Raw genomic sequence first — 18,373 nt, 5'->3', positions numbered from 1 at the left:
CGGACTCACCTCTAGTCTACATTCTCGTCAAATTCCTCTTCCCCGATCATGAAGTCGTACTCGGACGAAGACCTCGAACAGCTAGCTGAGCGCGTCGAGGCGCTCGGGGGCTATCTTTGACGTAGACGGTCGCCGCATGACCGTAGAGGAGCTGAACCAGGAGCGGATGGATCCCGACTTTTGGGACGATCCGGATCGGGCCCGTGAGATTGAAAAACGAATCGCCCGGGAAGAAGAGTGGATCGAGGCCTGGGAGGACGTGAAGGAGCAGGCCGAAGACATCGAGACGCTCCAGCTTCTCTCTGAAGAAGAGGGGGAAGACATGTCGGACGAAATTGCCGCGGAGGCCGGACGGCTCGAAAAGAAGCTCGACCGGCTCGAGCTGGAGAGCCTCCTCGATGATCCCGACGATGAGCGGAACGCCATTCTTGAGATTAACCCGGGGGCCGGAGGCACCGAAAGCCAGGACTGGGCCGAGATGCTGCTCCGCATGTACATGCGCTGGGCCGAAGAGCAGGACTGCGAGGTGGAGCTCGTTCATCAGCAGTCCGGAGAAGAGGCCGGCATCAAGAGTGCGACCCTGAATGTGCAGGGCACCTACGCCTATGGCCGACTGAAGAGCGAGACCGGTGTCCACCGGCTGGTCCGCATTTCGCCCTTCGACGCCGATAGCCGCCGCCATACCTCGTTCGCGAGCGTCTTCGTCTACCCCGAGGTCGACGATGGCATTGACGTCAATCTCGGCGATGGGGAAATCGAGCTGCAGACCTTTCGGTCCGGGGGGAAGGGAGGGCAGCACGTCAACAAGGTGGAAACGGGGGTGCGGCTCATCTGGACGGGCACCCTGTCCAACGGAGACGAAACGACGGTTCGCGCCGCATGCACCCAGGAACGGAGCCAGCACAAGAACCGTCGTCGGGCACGTGAGATGCTCAAGAGCCGTATCTACCAGGCAGAGCGGCAGCTCAAGGAAGAGGAAAAGGAACGACTCGAAGATTCAAAAAAGAGCATTGAGTGGGGGAGTCAGATTCGCTCGTATGTGCTGCACCCTTACACAATGGTAAATGATCACCGGACGGAGACCAAGCGGACCGATGCCGAGGCTGTGCTGGAGGGCAAATTGAATCCATTTATCAAAGCCTACCTGCTGAAGGGAAAGAAAGACCGGGATACATCACCGGTGTAGGAGAGGAAACATGTGGGCCGATCATGGGGATGGATCCAACGGATGTACAGAAACATCGGATGAGGGCGGACGTTGCAGCGGTGCGACACGCATGACTTCGTGGTTCGCTGAAAACGAAGGTACAACAGGGTGGCCTCCGATGCCACCTTTTTGTACTTTTGTGCTGATGCCCGGCTGTGCTTCTTCCCGTGGGCATCTGAAGGGGGAAAGGCGGCTCAGTGCCTGGGTCGCACGCGGCGTTCGTCCCGCCTGTCGGGCCGGACGCTTTTTTGCACTAGGTGCTTCTGGACACTTGACGATCACAGTTGTGAATCCAACGCAGCAACGCCTTGCCGATCGGGTTTCCGGATTGACCGAAGAGGTTATCGTTGGAACCGACTACTTTCTGGTGGACGTGGAGGTGCGAGGGCACAAGGGCACGCGAGTTGTGGAGGTCTACATCGATTCCGAAGACGACGTAGGCCACGACGATCTTGCCCTTATTAGCAAGGAAGTTGGGTTTCTGCTTGATGTGGAGGACGTGGTGGACGGAAGCTACAAGCTGGAGCTCTCCTCGCCCGGGATTAAGCGTCCTTTGACGATGCCGGCGCAGTATCGGAAGAACGTTGGACGCACCTTGCGTGTACGCTTTGAAGCCAACGGCAATGAGGAGATCGTGGTGGGGGGTCTGGCGGACGCGGACAACGAGGAAATTGAGCTTCAGCTCCCCTCAAGGGAGCGCCTTCAACTGTCATACACGGCAATTACACAAGCACGAATTGAGCTGCCCTGGTGAAGGGCGATGGGACGGATGCGGCGGGCTACGCGGACTTACTTCTTCACAGGACGAGACGGATTATGCGAAGCGAAGACCTGATCTCCTCATTTGGGGAAATTGCCCGGTCCAAAGACATGGACCGGGACACCCTGCAGATCATCGTCGAGGATGTATTCCGCGCGATGCTTCGCAAGCGGTACGGGTCGGACGAGGCCTTCGAAATTATCTTCAATCCGAAGCAGGGAGACATTCAGATCCTCCACATTCAAGAGGTCGTTGGGAACTGGGAGGTTGAGGATCCGGTGACCCAGATCAAAGAGTCCGAAGCCCAGGAGATTGACGATGGGTTTGCGGTTGGCGATGAGGTAGCCGGCGGGCTCGATGTCAGTGAGTTTGGGCGCCGGGCCGTCATGACCGCACGCCAGACCTTTCGTCAGCGGATCCGTGACATTGAGAAAGAACAGGTCTACCAGAAATACACGGAGCTCATCGGCGAAATTGTCGTCGGGGAAATCTACCAGGTCCGTCGCCACGAGACGCTTCTGATGCACGAGGACACTGAGCTTGCGTTGCCCCGCGACGAACAGGTCCCGGGGGACCACTACCGGAAGGGCAACATGCTCCGTGCTGTGGTCAAGGAGGTCCGGCGCGACGCTGGAAGTGACCCGCAGGTAGTCGTGAGCCGTACCTCGCCGATCTTCATGGAGCGTCTCTTTGAGGTAGAGGTGCCGGAGGTGCACGACGGAATCGTTGAGGTCAAGAAGGTGGCTCGGATTCCTGGGGATCGCGCCAAGGTGGCGGTGGAGAGCCACGACGAAAAGGTGGATCCCGTGGGCGCGTGTGTGGGTGTGAAGGGCGTCCGGATTAATGCCATCGTCCGGGAGCTCTCCGACGAAAACATCGACGTGATGCAGTGGTCCGACGATCCCCAGGAGCTTATCTCTCGGGCGTTGTCCCCGGCTGAGCCGACGAACGTTTCCCTGAATCAAGAAGAAGACGCCCCGCGGGCCCGTGTGGAGGTGCCGGCCGATGAGGTCAGCCAAGCGATCGGCAAACGCGGCGTGAACATCAAGCTTGCCTCAGAGCTGACCAGCTACGAGATTGACGTCTACCGCGAAATTCCGGCGGACGAGGAAGACATTGACATCGAGCAGTTTGGGGACGAGCTTACACAGGAGACCATCGGCAAACTCAAGCGAATTGGGTGCGATACCGGGAAGGCCGTACTCGAGTTGTCGCCGGACGCTCTGGCCCGACGGGCCGACCTCGACCGCGACGTTGCCGAACAGGTGATGGAGATTATCGAAACGGAATTTGAAAAAGGGCCGGGCATTATTGAGTCAATTCGTCAGGGGCGGTTCACAGTGGAGGCGGTGCAGACGGCGGGGGCGACCGACGCCGACGACGGCACCTCCCCCAACGAGGCCTCGGCCGAAGCCGCCGCGTCTGCCGACGCGAAGACCTCGGGTGATGCGGACGATGGGGACCCAGAAGCCGCTGCTGCGGATTCTGGGTCGGACGCAGACGGCCCGGAGAGCGCCCCGTCCACGGAGGCACCCGACCCCGACGACGAAGATGCCCCCGTGGAAGACCAGCTCGACGACGAGCCCGACCAGGAACCGAGCACCCAGAACCCTTCCGAAGACCAGCAGGAAGCGGAATCGACCCCCGAAGAGTCTGAGGTTCGATCTTAGCTGTCCATGCCGTCGGGGATGACATCGGCGGCCGTTTTTGTAGTGAGTCTGAGCAACAACCGATTGCCATATGGCAACCAAGACGAAAGACTTTCAAGACAAGAAGCTCTTTCAGGTCGTTCGGGAACTGAATGTTTCCGAAGGCCGCGTGGTGGAGTTTCTAGAGGAGGAAGGGTACGAAGACGCCCTCTCCGGATCCGGTCTCAATGCGAAAATTGTCGACGAAGAGGCGTATCTCGTCCTGCGGGAGGAGTACGCCGACGACGCCGAGGTTGCGGCCCGCATCCGAGAGCTCCGTTCAGGAGACGAGGACGGCGGTCCCGAGCGAGACGAGGTCGCCACTCTCGATGAGGAGCAGGAGGCTGAGCCGGAGTCCACCACCGACGAGGCCGAGCCGGAGGACGCAGAGCCCGAGGACGCAGAGCCGGCAGCCGCGCAGGATGACGAAGCGGTGCAGGACGCGGAGGCGCCAGCGGAGGTGGAACCGGAGGCCCCCGATGAGGAGGCCCTCGGCGAAGAAGCTTCCGATGAGACCGACCCTGCCGAGCGCCTCGTCGACGCGGCGGAGTCGGGCGACACGTCGCCGGACGAGAAGGCGGGCTCTGCTGACGAGGCCGATAAGGTCGACGAAGCACCGGTCGACGAAGAGGGAGAGCAGGCCCCTGAAGCAGTGGCCGCGGGGGACGAGGAAGGCGTCGAAGAGGAAGGGGCGGACGCAGAGGCGCAGGGGGCGACAGAGGCCGAAGGGGACACCACGGAAGAGGCTGAGGCCGAAGCGTCCGTGCCCGAGTCGGACGCATCCGCGCCCGAACCGACCGAAGAAGAGCCGGAGGGATCAACCGGAGAGGCTGAAGAAGCGGTGTCCGAAGAGGATGCCTCCTCGGCCGAAGCAGTGGAGGACTCTGTCCCGGAGGATGACGCGGAGGCCCCGGAGGCATCTGTGGAGGCGGAAGACGGAGATGCCGACACGACCGAGGCGGAGGCCCCGGCGGAAGAATCGGCTGATGCGGCGGACGACGACGCGGACGACGACGCGGAAGAAGAGGAGGAAACGCTGAAGGCCGGGCGCTATCGCCTCAAGGGGCCCAGTGTAGTTGGCAAGATGGACAGCGATCAGCTTCAGCGCCCCGAGCGCAAGCGCAAGCGCAAGAAAAAAGAGAAAGAAAAGAAGAAAAAGAAGAGGCAGAAGAAAAAGAAGAGGCAGAAGAAAAAGAAAAAGAGCAAGAACAAGAAGAAGGGCGGAGGGGGGCCCGACGAGGAAGACATCGAGCAGACGTTGCAGGAGACGTTGCAGGAGCTGGAGCAGGGCGCCAGCCGCGAGCGCCAGCGTCGCCGTCGTCGTCGCCGCAAGCGACACGAAGAGGAGCGCGAGCGCCGTCGAGAGCGCAAGCGTGAGCAGGAGAATATCCTTGAGGTGACGGAGTTTGTCACGACCGGTGAGCTTGCAAATCTAATCGGGGAGCCCGTCAGCGATGTCATCGACGCGCTGTTCGACGCGGGGATGATGGTGTCGATCAACCAGCGGCTCGACACAGAGACGATCGAGTTTGTGGCCGACGAGTACGGCTACGAGGTCGAATTCGTCGCGGAGCGAGACACGCAGGCCGTCGAGGTAGAGGAGGACGACCCGGAAGACCTCGAGCCGCGCGCCCCGGTCGTTACCGTGATGGGACACGTCGACCACGGCAAGACCTCATTGCTCGACTACGTCCGAAACGCCAATGTGGTGGCTGGAGAAGAAGGGGGCATCACGCAGCACGTAGGGGCCCACTACGTGGAGCTTACCGATCATGACAACGAGGCCATTGCGTTCCTCGACACCCCGGGCCACGAGGCATTCACCGCGATGCGGGCCCGTGGTGCTAAGGCCACCGACATTGTAATCCTGGTCGTGGCCGCCGACGATTCGGTGATGCCGCGAACGAAGGAGGCCATCAACCACGCTCAGGCCGCCGACGTGCCCATTGTGGTTGCCATCAACAAGATGGACAAGCGCGAGGCGGACGCCGAGAAGGTGCGGGCCGAGCTCGCCGAGCAAAATGTGCTCGTGGAGGAGTACGGCGGCGATGTGCAGGCCGCTGAGGTGTCCGCCATGACAGGAGATGGCATCAACGAGTTGCTGGACAAGGTGCTTCTGCAGTCCGAGATTATGGAGCTGAAGGCCAACCCTAACCGGGAGGCCTCTGGCGTCATCATCGAGAGTCGGCTGGAGAAGGGGCGTGGAAACGTCATCACCGTTCTCGTGCAGAACGGCACCCTCGAAACGGGCGATCCTTTCCTCGCCGGAATCCACAGCGGGAGCGTCCGTGCTATGTTCAATGAGCGAGACAAGCGCATCGAGTCGGTGGGGCCGTCCCAGCCTGCCCTTGTCCTCGGGTGCGATGGCTCTCCCGAAGTGGGGGACCAGTTTGTCGTCATGGACGACGAGGGGGAGGCCCGGGACGTGGCCCAGGAGCGCCAGCGGATTCACCGCGAACAAGAGCTCCGGCGACAGAGTCAGGTCTCGCTCGATCAGGTGAGCCGCCAGATGGCTGAGGGCGAGTTCCACGAACTTAACCTCATCATAAAGGCCGATGTGGGCGGCTCCGTTGAGGCGCTCTCCGACGCCCTTCTGAAGTTGAAGACCGACGAGGTCGCTGTCAACGTAATTCACAGTGGTGTGGGGGCCATTACCGAGAGCGATGTGATGCTGGCCCGTGCGTCCGACGCCATCATTCTCGGCTTTCAGGTCCGTCCCACGTCGGGAGCTCGCGACGCCTCCCAGCGTGAAGACGTCGACATCCGGACCTACTCGGTGATCTACGCAGCCATCGAAGACGTCCATGATGCCCTTGAGGGATTGCTCTCCCCCGAGCGCCGCGAAGAGACGAAGGGCCGCGCCGAGGTTCGGGACACCTTCAGTGTGCCCGACGTGGGTACGGTGGCGGGCTGCTACGTCAACGAGGGCACTGTGGGGCGCAACCACAAGGTCCGTCTCGTGCGGGAGGGTGTGGTGCAATACGAAGGGGACATCAGTTCGCTCAAACGCTTTGAGGAAGATGTCAACGATGTCCAAAGCGGGTATGAGTGCGGACTCTCGATCGAAAACTTCGACGACTTGAAGGCCGGTGACGAGCTCGAAACGTACGTGATTGTCGAAGAGGCCCGAGAGCTTGAGGTCTAGCCTCACTCCGTCGAGGCCACGTCTGGCCCGGCTCTGTCCTCTGATGACTTTCTTCCGATCCCTTTGCCCCCACTATGAGCGTGTACACAGAACGTGTCGCAGAGCTCGTTCAACGCGAGGTTGCCCGCATTCTGCAGCGCGAGTATGCAGACCGGCTCCAGCCAATGGTGACGATTACCCGTGCCCGAGTGACCGGTGACTTATCGATCGCGTACCTCTACGCGAGCGTCATGGGCGATACCGCCGAGGAACGAGAAGCCACCTTCCGGCAACTGGAAAACCTTGCGGACGAGATTCGGAATCAGCTCGCGTCCCGAATTCAAAACAAGGTGCGTGAAATCCCGGAGCTCAAATTCTTCCACGACGAGTCGTTGGAAGAGGCCAAGCGCATGGAGAACTTGTTTGATCGCATCCGGGAGGAGCGAGAGCGACGGCTCGGAGACACAGAGAATGCCTCTGACCCCCCTGAGTGAGCGGGGCCGTCGGCGGCCTTCTCCTTCCGAAGTGGACCGACGAGACATGTTGTCCGCGACGGCCTTGCGGCGCAGGGAAGAGCTGCGCCCTCACGCCCTCAAACCTGTGGCGGCGAACCGGAACGACTCGTCTACCAACACCCCGCAGAACAGTGGGAGGAGATCGCAGGGAACGCCCCGCTGTGTTGGGCCCGAGCCGCTCGTCCAGAGACGCTCGGCCGGTCACCATCACGGATCTCCACCCCGAGAAGAAGGAATGCCCGCCGGAGCAGTTGGGGCACTTGCCCGCGACTCCGGTGAAGGCCCTGGTGCGGACCCCCGCGGGCCCCTGCGCGATGCCGTCGCAGGATCGTGTGCCGCCAACCACGAGCGGGGCCGGCGAGCCCCGCCGGATACGCTGATCTAGGACGAGCCGATGCCTCCATGAAGCGCGAAATTGGATGGGATGCCATTAGTCACGATCCCCGATCGGTTGTGACCGTCGGAACGTTTGACGGTGTGCATTGCGGCCATCGAGCAATTATTGAATACCTTCAAGAACGGGCTGAGGCGCAAGACGGGCCAAGTACCCTCGTCTCGTTCGATCCTCACCCGCGGGCTGTGGTGCACGACGAGGAGGTTCCGCTCCTGACGACCGTGGCTGAGCGGGCAGATCTGCTGGAAGGTCTTGGTCTCGACCGGTTCGTCGTCATCCCGTTTTCGAACGACTTTGCGCAACTGGGTCCGAAGGCCTATGTCGAAGAAGTACTGGTAGATCGGATCGGCGCGCAAGAGATCACGGTTGGCTACGACCACCGGTTTGGCAAAGGCCGAGCCGGCGACGTCGAAGATCTCCGCGAGTTTGGAGAGCAGCACGGCTTTTCGGTGGATGTTATCCCTCCACAAGAGGTCGATCACGACGTCGTGTCCTCCAGCACCATCCGGTCCCTGCTGTTGACCGAGGGGAGCATCGAACAGGCCAATGCCCGATTGGGGCGGCCCTACCGGCTCAGTGGCCTCGTCTCTCGAGGACAGGGGCGCGGGCGAGAGCTCGGCTACCCCACTGCCAATCTTGCCCTCGAGGACGCCCGCAAACTGACTCCCAAACGCGGGGTGTACGCCACGATGGTTGTGCTTCCGAATGGGAACCGCCGGGGAGGCATGATGAATATCGGGCGTAGACCCACGTTTGACGAGATGGACGTCACCGTCGAGGTGCATCTCCTGGACTACGAGGGCGATTTATACGGAGCCACTCTTTCTGTTGAGTTCCTGCAAAGACTGCGGGCCGAACAGAAGTTTGAATCTGCGACGGCACTGGCGGCGCAACTTTCTGAAGACGAAGAGCGTTGCAGAACTGTTATCCGAACACAAGCCTGACGGCTATTCAGTGTCTTCCCGTTTCGGGACGAAAATCGTGTTCGGCACACTTGCCCGCGGACCCACACTGGAATCGCGGTTTCTTCTTTAGCATGGCATAATCTAAAGAGGTACTTCCCCGCACGATGATTACACAAGAAGAGCAACAGAAGATCATAGATCGGTTCGGCAACGGCCCGAACGACACCGGTACCCCGGAGGTGCAAATTGCGATCTTTACGAAGCGGATCGAACATCTCACGGAGCACCTTGAGGATCATCCCAACGACAATTCTACTCGACGGGGGCTCCTCGACCTCGTTGGAAAGCGTCGGCGGCTGCTCAACTATCTTCAGGAAAATGAGATTGAGCGGTATCGGACCATCCGAGACGAATTGGAGCTCCGGAAATAACCCGTCTTTCCACACGGCGTCCCGGTTCTGCCGGGAGGCCGTTTGCTTTGTGGGGGCTGCCCGGGCCTCCTCCTCGTCCGGCTTCCTGTCGGACCCCCTTTCGCCTTTTGTCGACTCATGGTAGTAGATTGAGACGTATGAAGCCTGAAGCCCACATCGAAGACGTTGAATTCGTCCCCGAACGATCATTGTCTCTGGAGACCGGTCGCATCGCCAAGCAGGCGGATGGGTCTGTGGTGGCCCGGCTGGGCGACACGATGGTGCTCTCCACCGCCACGCTCAGCGACTCGGTAAACGAGTCAAACTTTTTCCCGCTCACCGTTGACTACCGGGAAAAGTTTGCGGCGGGGGGGAAGGTGCCGGGCGGATTCATTAAGCGCGAAGGGCGCCCCACAGACAAGGAGACGCTCACCTCACGGCTGATCGATCGCGCAATCCGACCGCTCTTTCCGGATGGGTTCTACCACGACGTCCACGTCGTGAACTTCGTCATCTCGGCCGGGCAAGACTTCGACGCGGACGTTGTTGCCGGCGTTGGGTCGTCCGCTGCCCTCATGCTGTCGGGGGCGCCCTTTGCGGGGCCCTTCGCGGAAGTTCGGGTGGGGCGCGTAGAGGGCGAGTACGTCGTGAACCCGACGATGCAGCAGACCGAGGAGAGTGACATCGACCTCGTGGTGGCGGGAAAGGAAGACGCCCTCGTGATGGTGGAGGGAGAGGCCGACGAAATTAGCGAGGAGAGCATGATTGAGGCCCTCGACGTTGCCCACCGGTCGATCCGGCGGCTGTGCGAAGGCCAACACCGCCTCGTGGAGCAGGCGGGCGAGCCCGAGCCCTTCGAGTGGGAGGCCGACCGCGTGCCGGAGGCGTTGGTCCAGCGCATGCGGGAGCAGTACGGGCCGAAGGTGGCCGATCACATCCACGGGCCGTACAGCAAAGAGACGTTTCACGGCGGGATTGGGGACCTCAAGGACCAGGCCGTCGACGACGTGCTCGGAGAGAAACGCGAGACCCCCGAGGGCTACACCGCGTCGGACGTCCGCGATGCGATCGGGGAGGTGGAGAAGAACGAGATGCGCAACATGATCGTCGACGAGGGCAAGCGCATCGATGGGCGCGATCAGACGGACGTCCGCGACCTTTGGATGGAGATCGGGTATCTCCCGCGTGTTCACGGCTCCGCCATCTTCACCCGGGGGGAGACGCAGGTGCTCGGCTCGATCACACTCGGAACCTCGGACGACGTGCAGCCGGTCGACGAAGTCTTCGCCGACACGGACAAGTCCTTTTACCTCCACTATCGCTTTCCGCCGTTCTCTGTGGGCGAGGCGAGCTACCTGCGCGGGCCGAAGCGCCGCGAAATTGGTCACAGCATGCTCGCGGAGCGGGCCCTGCGGCCGGTTATCCCGGAGCAGGATCAGTTCCCGTACACCATTCGCATCAACGCCGACGTGATGGAGTCGAACGGCTCCTCGTCGATGGCCAGCGTGTGCGCCGGCAGCCTGGCGCTCATGGATGCCGGGGTGCCCATCGAGAAGCCGGTGGCCGGCATTGCGATGGGGCTCGTGCAGGAAGACGACGAGACGACCGTGCTCACTGACATTCTTGGCCAGGAGGACCACCTGGGCGACATGGACTTCAAGCTCACGGGCACGCGGGATGGCATCACGGCGTGTCAGATGGACATGAAGATTGAGGGCCTCTCGCGCGACGTCATGCTGAAGGCCCTGAAGCAGTCCCGAGACGCGCGTCACCACATCCTCGACCGCATGGAGGAGACCGTTTCGGAGCCGCGGACCGAGCTGTCCAGCCACGCCCCGCGCCTCACCAAGCTCACGATCGACCCCGATCGGATTGGTGCCGTTATCGGCCCGGGCGGCAAGGTTGTGAAGAGCGTTCAGGAAGAGACGAACACCGAGGTTACGGTGGAGGAGGAAGACGGCGTAGGCATCGTGACGATCGCGGCGACCAACCAAACCGACGCCGAGGCGGCCATCGAGCGGATCAAGCAGATCGTGGCCGTGCCGGAGGAGGGAGAGGACTACATGGGCACGGTCAAGGGCATCCGCGACTTTGGAGCCTTCGTCGAGATTATGCCCGAGAAGACGGGCCTTCTCCACGTCTCCGAGATTGACCACGATTACGTCGAAAACGTCGAGGACTACCTTGAGGTTGGCGACAAGGTAAAGGTCCATCTCCTTGAGGTTCACGACGACGGCAAGATGCGCCTCACGCGCAAGCCGTTTGTCTCGGAGGAGAACGGAGAACAGACCGAATAGAGTCGACGCGGCGCCCGTGACACACGGCGGGCCTCAGTGACACATTTTGCCACACAAGCGGCGAGGGCCCTCGGGCTCTCGCCGTTTGTATAGGGGCGAAATGCATCGGGGCCGTTCGCCTTTACAACGAACTGCACACCATTCCTGACGCTTATGCGCGTTCTTGTTACAGGAGGAGCCGGGTACATCGGGAGCACCGTGGCCCGAAGACTCGTGGAGACCGGTATTGACGTGACCGTGCTCGACAATCTATCACAGGGCCACCGGGCGGCGGTGCCGGACGACGCGGCCTTCGTCCACGGCGACCTGAACGATCGTGGACTCGTCGACCGCACCCTCGCCGAGCATCGGCCGGAGGCGATCATGCACTTTGCCTCGCACACCCTGGTTGGGGAGTCGATGGAGAAGCCGTTCCTCTACCTCGACGAAAATGTGCGGTGCGGGATCAACCTGATGAAGTCCGCCGTGGAGCATGGTGTAGACCGCTTCATCCTTTCCTCGACCGCGAATCTGTTCGGCACCCCGGAGCGCATCCCGATCGACGAGGACGTGACGGTTGATCCCGGAAGTCCCTACGGGGAGTCGAAGTTCATGCTGGAGCGGACCCTCCACTGGCTCGACGAAACAGAGGGGCTTACCTACGCTGCACTCCGTTACTTCAACGCGGCGGGGGCCGCCGGGCCTGATCAGGGAGAAGACCACGATCCCGAGACGCACCTGATCCCTATTGTTCTGGAAGTTGCGCTCGGCCAGCGCGACAAGATTGTCATCTTCGGGGACGACTACGACACCCCCGACGGGACGTGTGTGCGGGACTACATCCACGTGCTCGACCTTGCACAGGCGCACATCCGGGCCCTGGATGCGCTGGAGGAGGAGAGCCGCGTATACAACCTCGGCAACGGACAGGGCTACAGCGTGCGGGAGGTCATCGAGACGGCCCGTCGTGTTACGGGCCATGAAATTCCCGCCGAAGCGGGCGATCCGCGACCGGGCGACCCGCCGGCCCTCATTGCGAGCAGTGACAAGATCCGTAACGAGCTTGGCTGGGCCCCGCAGCATGGTGCCCTCAACGACATTATCGGGTCGGCCTGGGAGTGGCACCGGCGCCATCCAGACGGGTACGGAGCCCCGGAGTGAATGTCTGCGGCGATGAGGACGGGGGACCGTCGTTCTCCATAAAACAACACCAGTGGGCATGTACCGGGTTGAGCTGGAGCAATTTGAGGGACCGATGGATCTCCTCCTGTTCTTTATCAAACGGGACGAGATCGACATCTACGACATTCCCATTGCCCGCATCGCGGATGAATACCTCACGTACGTCCGTGTGATGGAGGAAATCGACCTGGATGGTGTGGGCGACTTTATCTACATGGCGGCCCTTCTCATCAACATCAAGGCCCGCATGCTTCTGCCCTCCCAGGACGCCGACGAGGAGGGAGAGGCCGTGGACCCGCGCCGAGAGCTGGTGGAGCGCCTTCTGGAATACGTGCGGTTCAAAGAGGCGGCCGACCAGCTCTCTACCCGCCGGGAGCGTCGGCGCGAGCACTTCGTGCGGGGGGACGCATCTGCGGATCGGGAGCGTGTTGAGGAGTCTCACGAGGTGGAGGTGGACGCGTCGGTCTTCGAGCTGGTCGAAGCGCTGGGGCGGGTCCTCGAAGCCGACGAGGACGACGACGAGAGCGAGCCCATCCACGAGGTCGCGCCGCTTGAACACACCGTCGAGGAACAGCAGCGATACGTCGTTGAGCGCCTGCGTCGCGACTCGCAGGTGTCCTTTCGGACACTGATTAGGGGGGAATCGCGAGGCTTTGTCATTGCGACGTTTTTGGCCCTCCTGGAGCTGACGCGGCAGCAACACCTTCGGCTTCGGGTGGCAGAGCGGGCGTCGGACTTCTCTGTGGAGGCTCGAGACGACGCTGCGCTCCAGTCCGACCGCCCGCTCCAGCAGGTTCCCCCAGGACTTCAAGGGGACGGGGCCGTTGGACCGCCTTCGGGACGTTCCGGCGAGGAATGAGGAGGCGGCGGTGGAGAACGCCTCAGACAGCGGATGCTCGGACGAGACGTGCCCCTTGAAGGCTTATCGCTTTCTTGCGGTCTCCAATCAAACTTTGTCCTTCGTTGGCGAGGCCGCCCCCGCGTCCTCTTCCGTCTTGCCGCACGGTCACCGATTGTGGATGAGTGCCCGTGCCTGGAGAAACAGGGCCCATGCGAATACCAGGGGTGTAAAAATTCCAACCCTTCCGTTACGAAAGTCACCTCTTTGGGCGTGCCTCTCCGGCATTTTGCCCCAAAAACTAGTGTTTTGCTGACGTAATACTCCAAAAGAGGAGTCAAAAAAATCTATAGGATTATCCGTACGGTGGGGGAAGGTCCCGACTCTTCTGCCCCTCCGCCGCATTTGTTCTCTTTCTCGTCCGCCATACGTTGGATTGGATTCGGTGAGCGGGCGGGGAAACCGGGGATGCATCGCGTCGCTCAGAAGGGAGGCAGACGAGGGGGAGGAGATTCCGGAACGCTTCTTGCCGCACCATAAGGGTGCGTCAAATTCCGATCTCCTCTCCGGGTTCATGGCTTCCGTTCTTCCCACCGGTCGATTGCCTTTTTCCTTCCTCGCGATTCTTTTGCTCTTGATTGGGGGACTCGGGTGCGACCTGGGCGGGGCCGGCTCCAGTGATGTGACCGTGACTGGTGACGTAGAGGATACGGAATCCACCCCGCTGGTCGGTGCGGATGTAATCATTCGGTATCAAGACGAGACGGGAGAGGCGATTAGCCAAAAAACTGAGACTGACTCGACAGGCTCCTACAGCGCGACTCTTGAGGTAGAAGAGTCTGCCGAGGTCACCATCACAGTTTCAGTGGAGGAAGTCCGTGAAGAAAAAACGCTGGAGGTGTTGCCTGATGTAGGGAGGAGGTCCGTTTCGACTTTCAAGCTTAACATCGGGGGAGAAGAAAACCGAGAGCCTGGACGGCCCACGGACATTTTGCTCCAGAATCAGTCAGCCGGCTCGATTCGCGTTCAGGAAAGCGGGGGCACGAGCATCGCTCGCCTCACCTTTCAGGTTGTCGACTCGACCGGAAAGGCCATCCAGGCGGAGCAGGCCGTGGACGTAGACTTCCGGTTTGGTCAAAAGCCGGACGGTGCGACCCTGACCCCGAGCACTGTGCAGACCAACGGCCAAGGGCAGGCCACCGTGAACGTGTCGAGCGGCACGACCGCGGGCGTGGTGCAGGTGGTCGCCGAGACTGAACGGCCCGACGGCACGGCCTTTCAGTCCAAGCCCGTGGGCCTTTCGGTTCACGGCGGTCTCCCCAACAAGTGTCACTTCAGCCTCGCCCCGGAGCGGTTCAACTTTCCCGGTCTCGTCGACCTCGGGGTGACGACCTCCATCCAGGTTTTCGTAGGCGACAAGTACGGAAACCCTGTGGTGCCCGGAACGGCCGTCTCCTTCAGTGCGAATGCGGGGCTTATCGGGGGCTCGCTCCAGACCGATGATCAGGGGCAGGGGGGCGTGGCGCTCACGTCTGCGCAGCCGTTGCCGAGCGGCGGGGTCGGCACTGTGCGGGCCGAGACGGCGGGAACCGACGCCGTGAACACGATCGTGGACCCCGACAACTGCCCCGACCCGGCGGACACCGGCAACGAAAACACGATTTCCGAGACGATTCCGATTGTCTTTTCGGGGCGACCAGAGGTGGAGGTGGACCCCAGTTCGGCCGAATTGGGCCAGACCTACGACCTGACGGTGCAGGACGTAGAAAATAATAATCCGCTGGCGCCGGGGACGACCATTCAGGTGCAGGCCGAGGGAACGCAGGTGAAGGCTGTAGGGAGTACCGAGGTCACCCTCGACGACACCGCCCTCAGTGACACTGACGACGACGGATTTGAGGCGGAGGACATTACGAACAAGGACGAGATCACGTCCTTCACCTTCCGGGTCGTTGAGGATCCGGACCCGGAGGTTGCCGAAGATCCGAAAGTCGAAACGGTCACGATCACGCTGGACGGCCCGAACGGCAGTCTAGAGGTTGTCCTCACCCCTCCTGGCGCCGGATCGAGCACAACGGCATCTGCGCAGTCACTGACGCCCACGGACGGGGCCACCGTTCGGCGGACTGCATCGGGGGCGGCGGTGATTCGAGCGCCCCGACAGTAGGGCTGTTTGGGCCTGGTCCGTTTCGGAGGACGTTCGGCCCTGGCCGTTGATGTACCCACGATTTCTCCAAAAGTAGCCAAGGCAATGGCACCGATCGACGTCGAGCGTCAGGGGGTCGTCGTAACCGTGACAACCGACAGCAAGAAGCGCATGTACGCGGTAATTCACCTGGCCGTGCCGGCAGGGTTCGACCCGTCGGACTTTACGCTGACACGTGTGGAGATGAATCGCTGGGATCTCTCATTCAAGAGTGTACCAACCGCCCACCGATTCAAACGCCTGATGGACGAGGCCGCAAATCTCGTGGGGCAGAAGGTTCCCGGATAGGCCCTTAGTCCGGATGAGCCCCTCAGACTGTGGGTGCCCGGTCGTCGTTCGAACCAGTCGTCGTTCGAACAAGGGGACCCTTGTGGGCTTGGCTTGGGGCGACCGTACCGTTGGACGTGCGTCTCGTTGGGCACGAGCGTCGGGGCACCAGGCGGCACCCACACATCCTTATTCGTGTGCCACGGGAGAAATCTCGAGCAGTTCGGCACTCACACGTCCCACGTCTGCTTCTGTCATCGCAATGCAGCGGAGCTCAGGGTTTGTGGGGCGGTCGTGTCCTTCTCCGTCTTTCGACGCCCCGGTGTCAATGAGCGGCTCTACCCCGGCACGGCTCATGGCATCTATCAATTCGGCACTCGTTGTCTCCAAGGCGTCGGCCCAGTCGGCCAGGCGCCCGGTGATAATGCCAGACTGGGAGGTGAGTTCTCCACTGCGGGTATGAGGTTGTACCTTCTGGCTTCTAGCGGAACGAGACCTCATGGATGAACGGGATCGTCAAAAGTAAAGACGGAGAGTCAGGTCGACACTGTGTGTGCTGATGTGCCTCCACAGCATCAGTCAATAGATACCGGAGGAGAAGGGCTCAAGTTTCTCCATGCACATCATGTGAAGGAGGTGTCGGGGCCGTTCCTTTCGGGGCGAGCGGTCACAAATAAAACACGTAGAGCATCGTGGTGGTGACAAGCACAAAGATGAGCGACAGGAGGCTTCCGGCACGAAGGTAGTCGGGGACGCGATAGCCGCCGGGCGTCATGAGAAGTGCATTTACGTGGTGCGTGGGAAGCACAAACGAGTTCGCCGCACAGAGCCCGACCTGAAGAACCAACACCTGAGCCGTCAGGTCGATGGTGCCCGCCATTTCGAGCACGAGAGGAACCATCAGTACGGTCGCGGCCACGTTCGACATGACCAGTGAGAAAAAGGTCATCAGGATCCCCAGCGCAAACAAAATGAGGAACGGGTGCACGCCCTGAACGAGGGTGACGAGGGCTTCGGCGATAATGGCTGCGGCCCCCGACTCCTCCATGGCAATGCCGATGGGGATAAGGCCCGAGATCAAAAAGACCACTTTCCATTCGACGGATCGATAGGCCTCCTCGATCGTCAGGACGCCCCCCAGAACCATGGCGAGGGCGCCGGTAAGGAATCCGATCGAGATGGAAAGGTTGAGGGCGAGCACGAGCACGATGGCGCCCGCGAAGCTACCCACCGAGAGCCACGCCTTCTCCGGCTTCTTCGGGTCGTGCTGCAGCGGCGTCACGTTAATGAAGTCTTCGCTCCCCTCAAAGAACCGCAGACTCTCCTGCTTTGCGTGTAGGACCATGGTGTCGCCCGCGCGGATGACCCGGTCGGCCCAGCCGTCCTCCACCACCTCGCTTTCGCTGAAGAAGAGCACGACCTGTGCGTTGTAGGTCTCGCGCAGAGGGACGCCGCGGAGGGTTTTGCCCACGAGGCTCGACCGGGCCGGAATGACCACCTCCAGGTATCTTCCGCTCGACCCAGTGTCGGACTTGTCCTCTTCTTCTGTAAGCTCGAGTCCGTAGGCGTTTCTGAACGCACCAATGTCTTCTTCTCGACCCTGAACGACAATCTTTTGGCCTTCCCGAAAGCGGATCTCGCGCCAGATGTCGTAGTCCGACTGCTTGTCGTCGTACACCTCGAGAAGGTTGATGTTGTAGTTGGCGCCCATGTGGGACTCCTCGGCAGACCTTCCGATTAGGTCGCTGTCGTTCGGGACCCGAAAGGTATAGATGGTATCCGAGAGGCCCCAGACGTTAAGAAGCTTTTGGCCGGGGCTAACAGTATTGTTCTCCTCGCGTCCAGACGGAAGCACGTACGGTCCCAGAAGGGAGAAGTACCCGATCCCTACAATCAGAAGAACGACCCCAACGGGAAAGACGCTGAAGAGGCCGAACGTTGGCACGCCGCGGGCCGTGAGCAGGTCGTTCAAGACGATCAGCGAGCTCGTTCCGACCATGGTGAGGGTGCCGCCGAGCAGGGCTGCGAAGCCCATCGGCATGAGGAGGCTGGAGATGGAGATCTTCTCCCGCTTCGAAATGCCAGTCATGACGGGGAGGAAAAGAGCGGCGGCCCCAAGATTCTGCATGAGCCCGGACATGAGCCCGACGGTGACCGACACGGTAGAAATGATTTGACGGCGTCCCGTCCCCGCGACCTGCAGGATGAAATTGGCAATTTTTTCGGTGATGCCCGACTTGTAGAGCCCCCGGCCCATGATCATCACCGCGATGATGGCGAGAACCGCGTTGCTTGAAAACCCTGACCGCGCCTGTTGAGGGGTAATGCTTCCGGCCCAAACGAGCGAAAGCATGGCCAGGATCGCCACCACATCGATCCGAAACGCCTCAGTGACGATGAAGGCAACGGTAAGTCCCAAAATCGCGAATACAATCAGCAACTGCAGGTCCATGCAACAAGGAGATAATCGGCCGAAAAAGAACAAAAGTAGGTACAGAGTAGACGGTGCATACTGATGGATGGCAGAATTGGTGTATGCAAGAGACGGAAAATGGGGGAGGAGTGTGCGAATACTGATGAAGGGCCTCCTCTGCGCTGCTG

Annotated in this window: 14 protein-coding genes; 12 read left to right on the top strand and 2 right to left on the bottom strand. The window is 61.1% G+C overall.

Annotated elements, in window-relative coordinates:
* The first annotated feature begins 48 nt into the window (after positions 1–48).
* The 12 genes from prfB to B7R93_RS02630 all read left to right on the top strand — a co-directional run bounded on the left by prfB (position 49) and on the right by B7R93_RS02630 (position 15,793).
* Positions 49–1,186 (top strand): peptide chain release factor 2 gene (prfB, locus tag B7R93_RS02685; RefSeq protein WP_157942163.1). Its coding sequence is split into 2 segments (ribosomal slippage): positions 49–117 and positions 119–1,186, totalling 1,137 coding nucleotides; the frame shifts between segments, so codons are not numbered across the junction.
* 292 nt (positions 1,187–1,478) lie between these two features.
* Complete coding sequence (locus B7R93_RS02680) at positions 1,479–1,961, top strand: ribosome maturation factor RimP (protein ID WP_103019311.1); 483 nt, start codon at positions 1,479–1,481, stop codon at positions 1,959–1,961.
* Between the two features lie 62 nt (positions 1,962–2,023).
* Entirely contained in the window at positions 2,024–3,637 is a 1,614-nt protein-coding gene (gene nusA / locus B7R93_RS02675) for a transcription termination factor NusA (RefSeq protein ID WP_103019310.1), read from the top strand.
* Positions 3,638–3,707: 70 nt separating this feature from the next.
* Positions 3,708–6,800, top strand: a complete 3,093-nt coding sequence (gene infB / locus B7R93_RS02670; protein ID WP_103019309.1) for a translation initiation factor IF-2 — start codon at positions 3,708–3,710, stop codon at positions 6,798–6,800.
* 74 nt (positions 6,801–6,874) lie between these two features.
* On the top strand, positions 6,875–7,273 hold the full coding sequence (rbfA, locus tag B7R93_RS02665; protein ID WP_103019308.1) for a 30S ribosome-binding factor RbfA: 399 nt from the start codon (positions 6,875–6,877) through the stop codon (positions 7,271–7,273).
* 423 nt (positions 7,274–7,696) lie between these two features.
* Positions 7,697–8,632: a bifunctional riboflavin kinase/FAD synthetase gene (locus B7R93_RS02660; RefSeq protein WP_103019307.1), complete on the top strand. Its 936-nt coding sequence runs from the start codon at positions 7,697–7,699 to the stop codon at positions 8,630–8,632.
* A 125-nt stretch (positions 8,633–8,757) separates the two neighbouring features.
* Positions 8,758–9,024 (top strand): 30S ribosomal protein S15, encoded by a 267-nt coding sequence (gene rpsO, locus B7R93_RS02655; protein WP_103019306.1) that lies wholly within the window; start codon positions 8,758–8,760, stop codon positions 9,022–9,024.
* A 137-nt stretch (positions 9,025–9,161) separates the two neighbouring features.
* Positions 9,162–11,300 carry a polyribonucleotide nucleotidyltransferase gene (pnp, locus tag B7R93_RS02650; RefSeq protein WP_232797933.1) on the top strand — a complete coding sequence of 713 codons (2,139 nt, stop codon included), beginning with the start codon at positions 9,162–9,164 and terminating at the stop codon, positions 11,298–11,300.
* Between the two features lie 153 nt (positions 11,301–11,453).
* Positions 11,454–12,440, top strand: a complete 987-nt coding sequence (gene galE / locus B7R93_RS02645; protein ID WP_103019304.1) for a UDP-glucose 4-epimerase GalE — start codon at positions 11,454–11,456, stop codon at positions 12,438–12,440.
* A gap of 58 nt (positions 12,441–12,498) precedes the next feature.
* A complete protein-coding gene (locus B7R93_RS02640; protein ID WP_103019303.1) occupies positions 12,499–13,320 on the top strand; it encodes a segregation and condensation protein A in 822 nt (273 codons plus the stop codon).
* Positions 13,321–13,873: 553 nt separating this feature from the next.
* Complete coding sequence (locus tag B7R93_RS02635) at positions 13,874–15,466, top strand: Ig-like domain-containing protein (protein ID WP_157942162.1); 1,593 nt, start codon at positions 13,874–13,876, stop codon at positions 15,464–15,466.
* Positions 15,467–15,550: 84 nt separating this feature from the next.
* Entirely contained in the window at positions 15,551–15,793 is a 243-nt protein-coding gene (locus B7R93_RS02630; RefSeq protein ID WP_103019301.1) for a hypothetical protein, read from the top strand.
* 168 nt (positions 15,794–15,961) lie between these two features.
* On the opposite strand, the gene B7R93_RS02625 is transcribed toward B7R93_RS02630, so the two are convergent.
* Positions 15,962–16,273, bottom strand: coding sequence for a hypothetical protein (locus tag B7R93_RS02625; RefSeq protein ID WP_103019300.1), 312 nt, complete (start codon positions 16,271–16,273; stop codon positions 15,962–15,964).
* 166 nt (positions 16,274–16,439) lie between these two features.
* On the bottom strand, positions 16,440–18,224 hold the full coding sequence (locus B7R93_RS02620) for an SLC13 family permease (protein ID WP_103019299.1): 1,785 nt from the start codon (positions 18,222–18,224) through the stop codon (positions 16,440–16,442).
* Positions 18,225–18,373: the final 149 nt, after the last annotated feature.

Source organism: Salinibacter altiplanensis, from assembly GCF_002894645.1.
GTDB classification, from domain to species: Bacteria; Bacteroidota; Rhodothermia; order Rhodothermales; family Salinibacteraceae; genus Salinibacter; species Salinibacter altiplanensis.
This window is presented reverse-complemented; position numbering and strand designations above follow the sequence as displayed.

What these genes read in the sequence shown, in the direction of transcription:
- galE (WP_103019304.1), top strand. Translation starts at nt 11,454, where the DNA reads ATGCGCGTTCTTGTTACAGGAGGAGCCGGGTACATCGGGAGCACCGTG.
- B7R93_RS02635 (WP_157942162.1), top strand. Translation starts at nt 13,874, where the DNA reads ATGGCTTCCGTTCTTCCCACCGGTCGATTGCCTTTTTCCTTCCTCGCG.
- nusA (WP_103019310.1), top strand. Translation starts at nt 2,024, where the DNA reads ATGCGAAGCGAAGACCTGATCTCCTCATTTGGGGAAATTGCCCGGTCC.
- B7R93_RS02640 (WP_103019303.1), top strand. Translation starts at nt 12,499, where the DNA reads ATGTACCGGGTTGAGCTGGAGCAATTTGAGGGACCGATGGATCTCCTC.
- rpsO (WP_103019306.1), top strand. Translation starts at nt 8,758, where the DNA reads ATGATTACACAAGAAGAGCAACAGAAGATCATAGATCGGTTCGGCAAC.
- B7R93_RS02620 (WP_103019299.1), bottom strand. Translation starts at nt 18,224, where the DNA reads ATGGACCTGCAGTTGCTGATTGTATTCGCGATTTTGGGACTTACCGTT.
- B7R93_RS02660 (WP_103019307.1), top strand. Translation starts at nt 7,697, where the DNA reads ATGAAGCGCGAAATTGGATGGGATGCCATTAGTCACGATCCCCGATCG.
- B7R93_RS02625 (WP_103019300.1), bottom strand. Translation starts at nt 16,273, where the DNA reads ATGAGGTCTCGTTCCGCTAGAAGCCAGAAGGTACAACCTCATACCCGC.
- pnp (WP_232797933.1), top strand. Translation starts at nt 9,162, where the DNA reads ATGAAGCCTGAAGCCCACATCGAAGACGTTGAATTCGTCCCCGAACGA.
- B7R93_RS02630 (WP_103019301.1), top strand. Translation starts at nt 15,551, where the DNA reads ATGGCACCGATCGACGTCGAGCGTCAGGGGGTCGTCGTAACCGTGACA.
- infB (WP_103019309.1), top strand. Translation starts at nt 3,708, where the DNA reads ATGGCAACCAAGACGAAAGACTTTCAAGACAAGAAGCTCTTTCAGGTC.
- rbfA (WP_103019308.1), top strand. Translation starts at nt 6,875, where the DNA reads ATGAGCGTGTACACAGAACGTGTCGCAGAGCTCGTTCAACGCGAGGTT.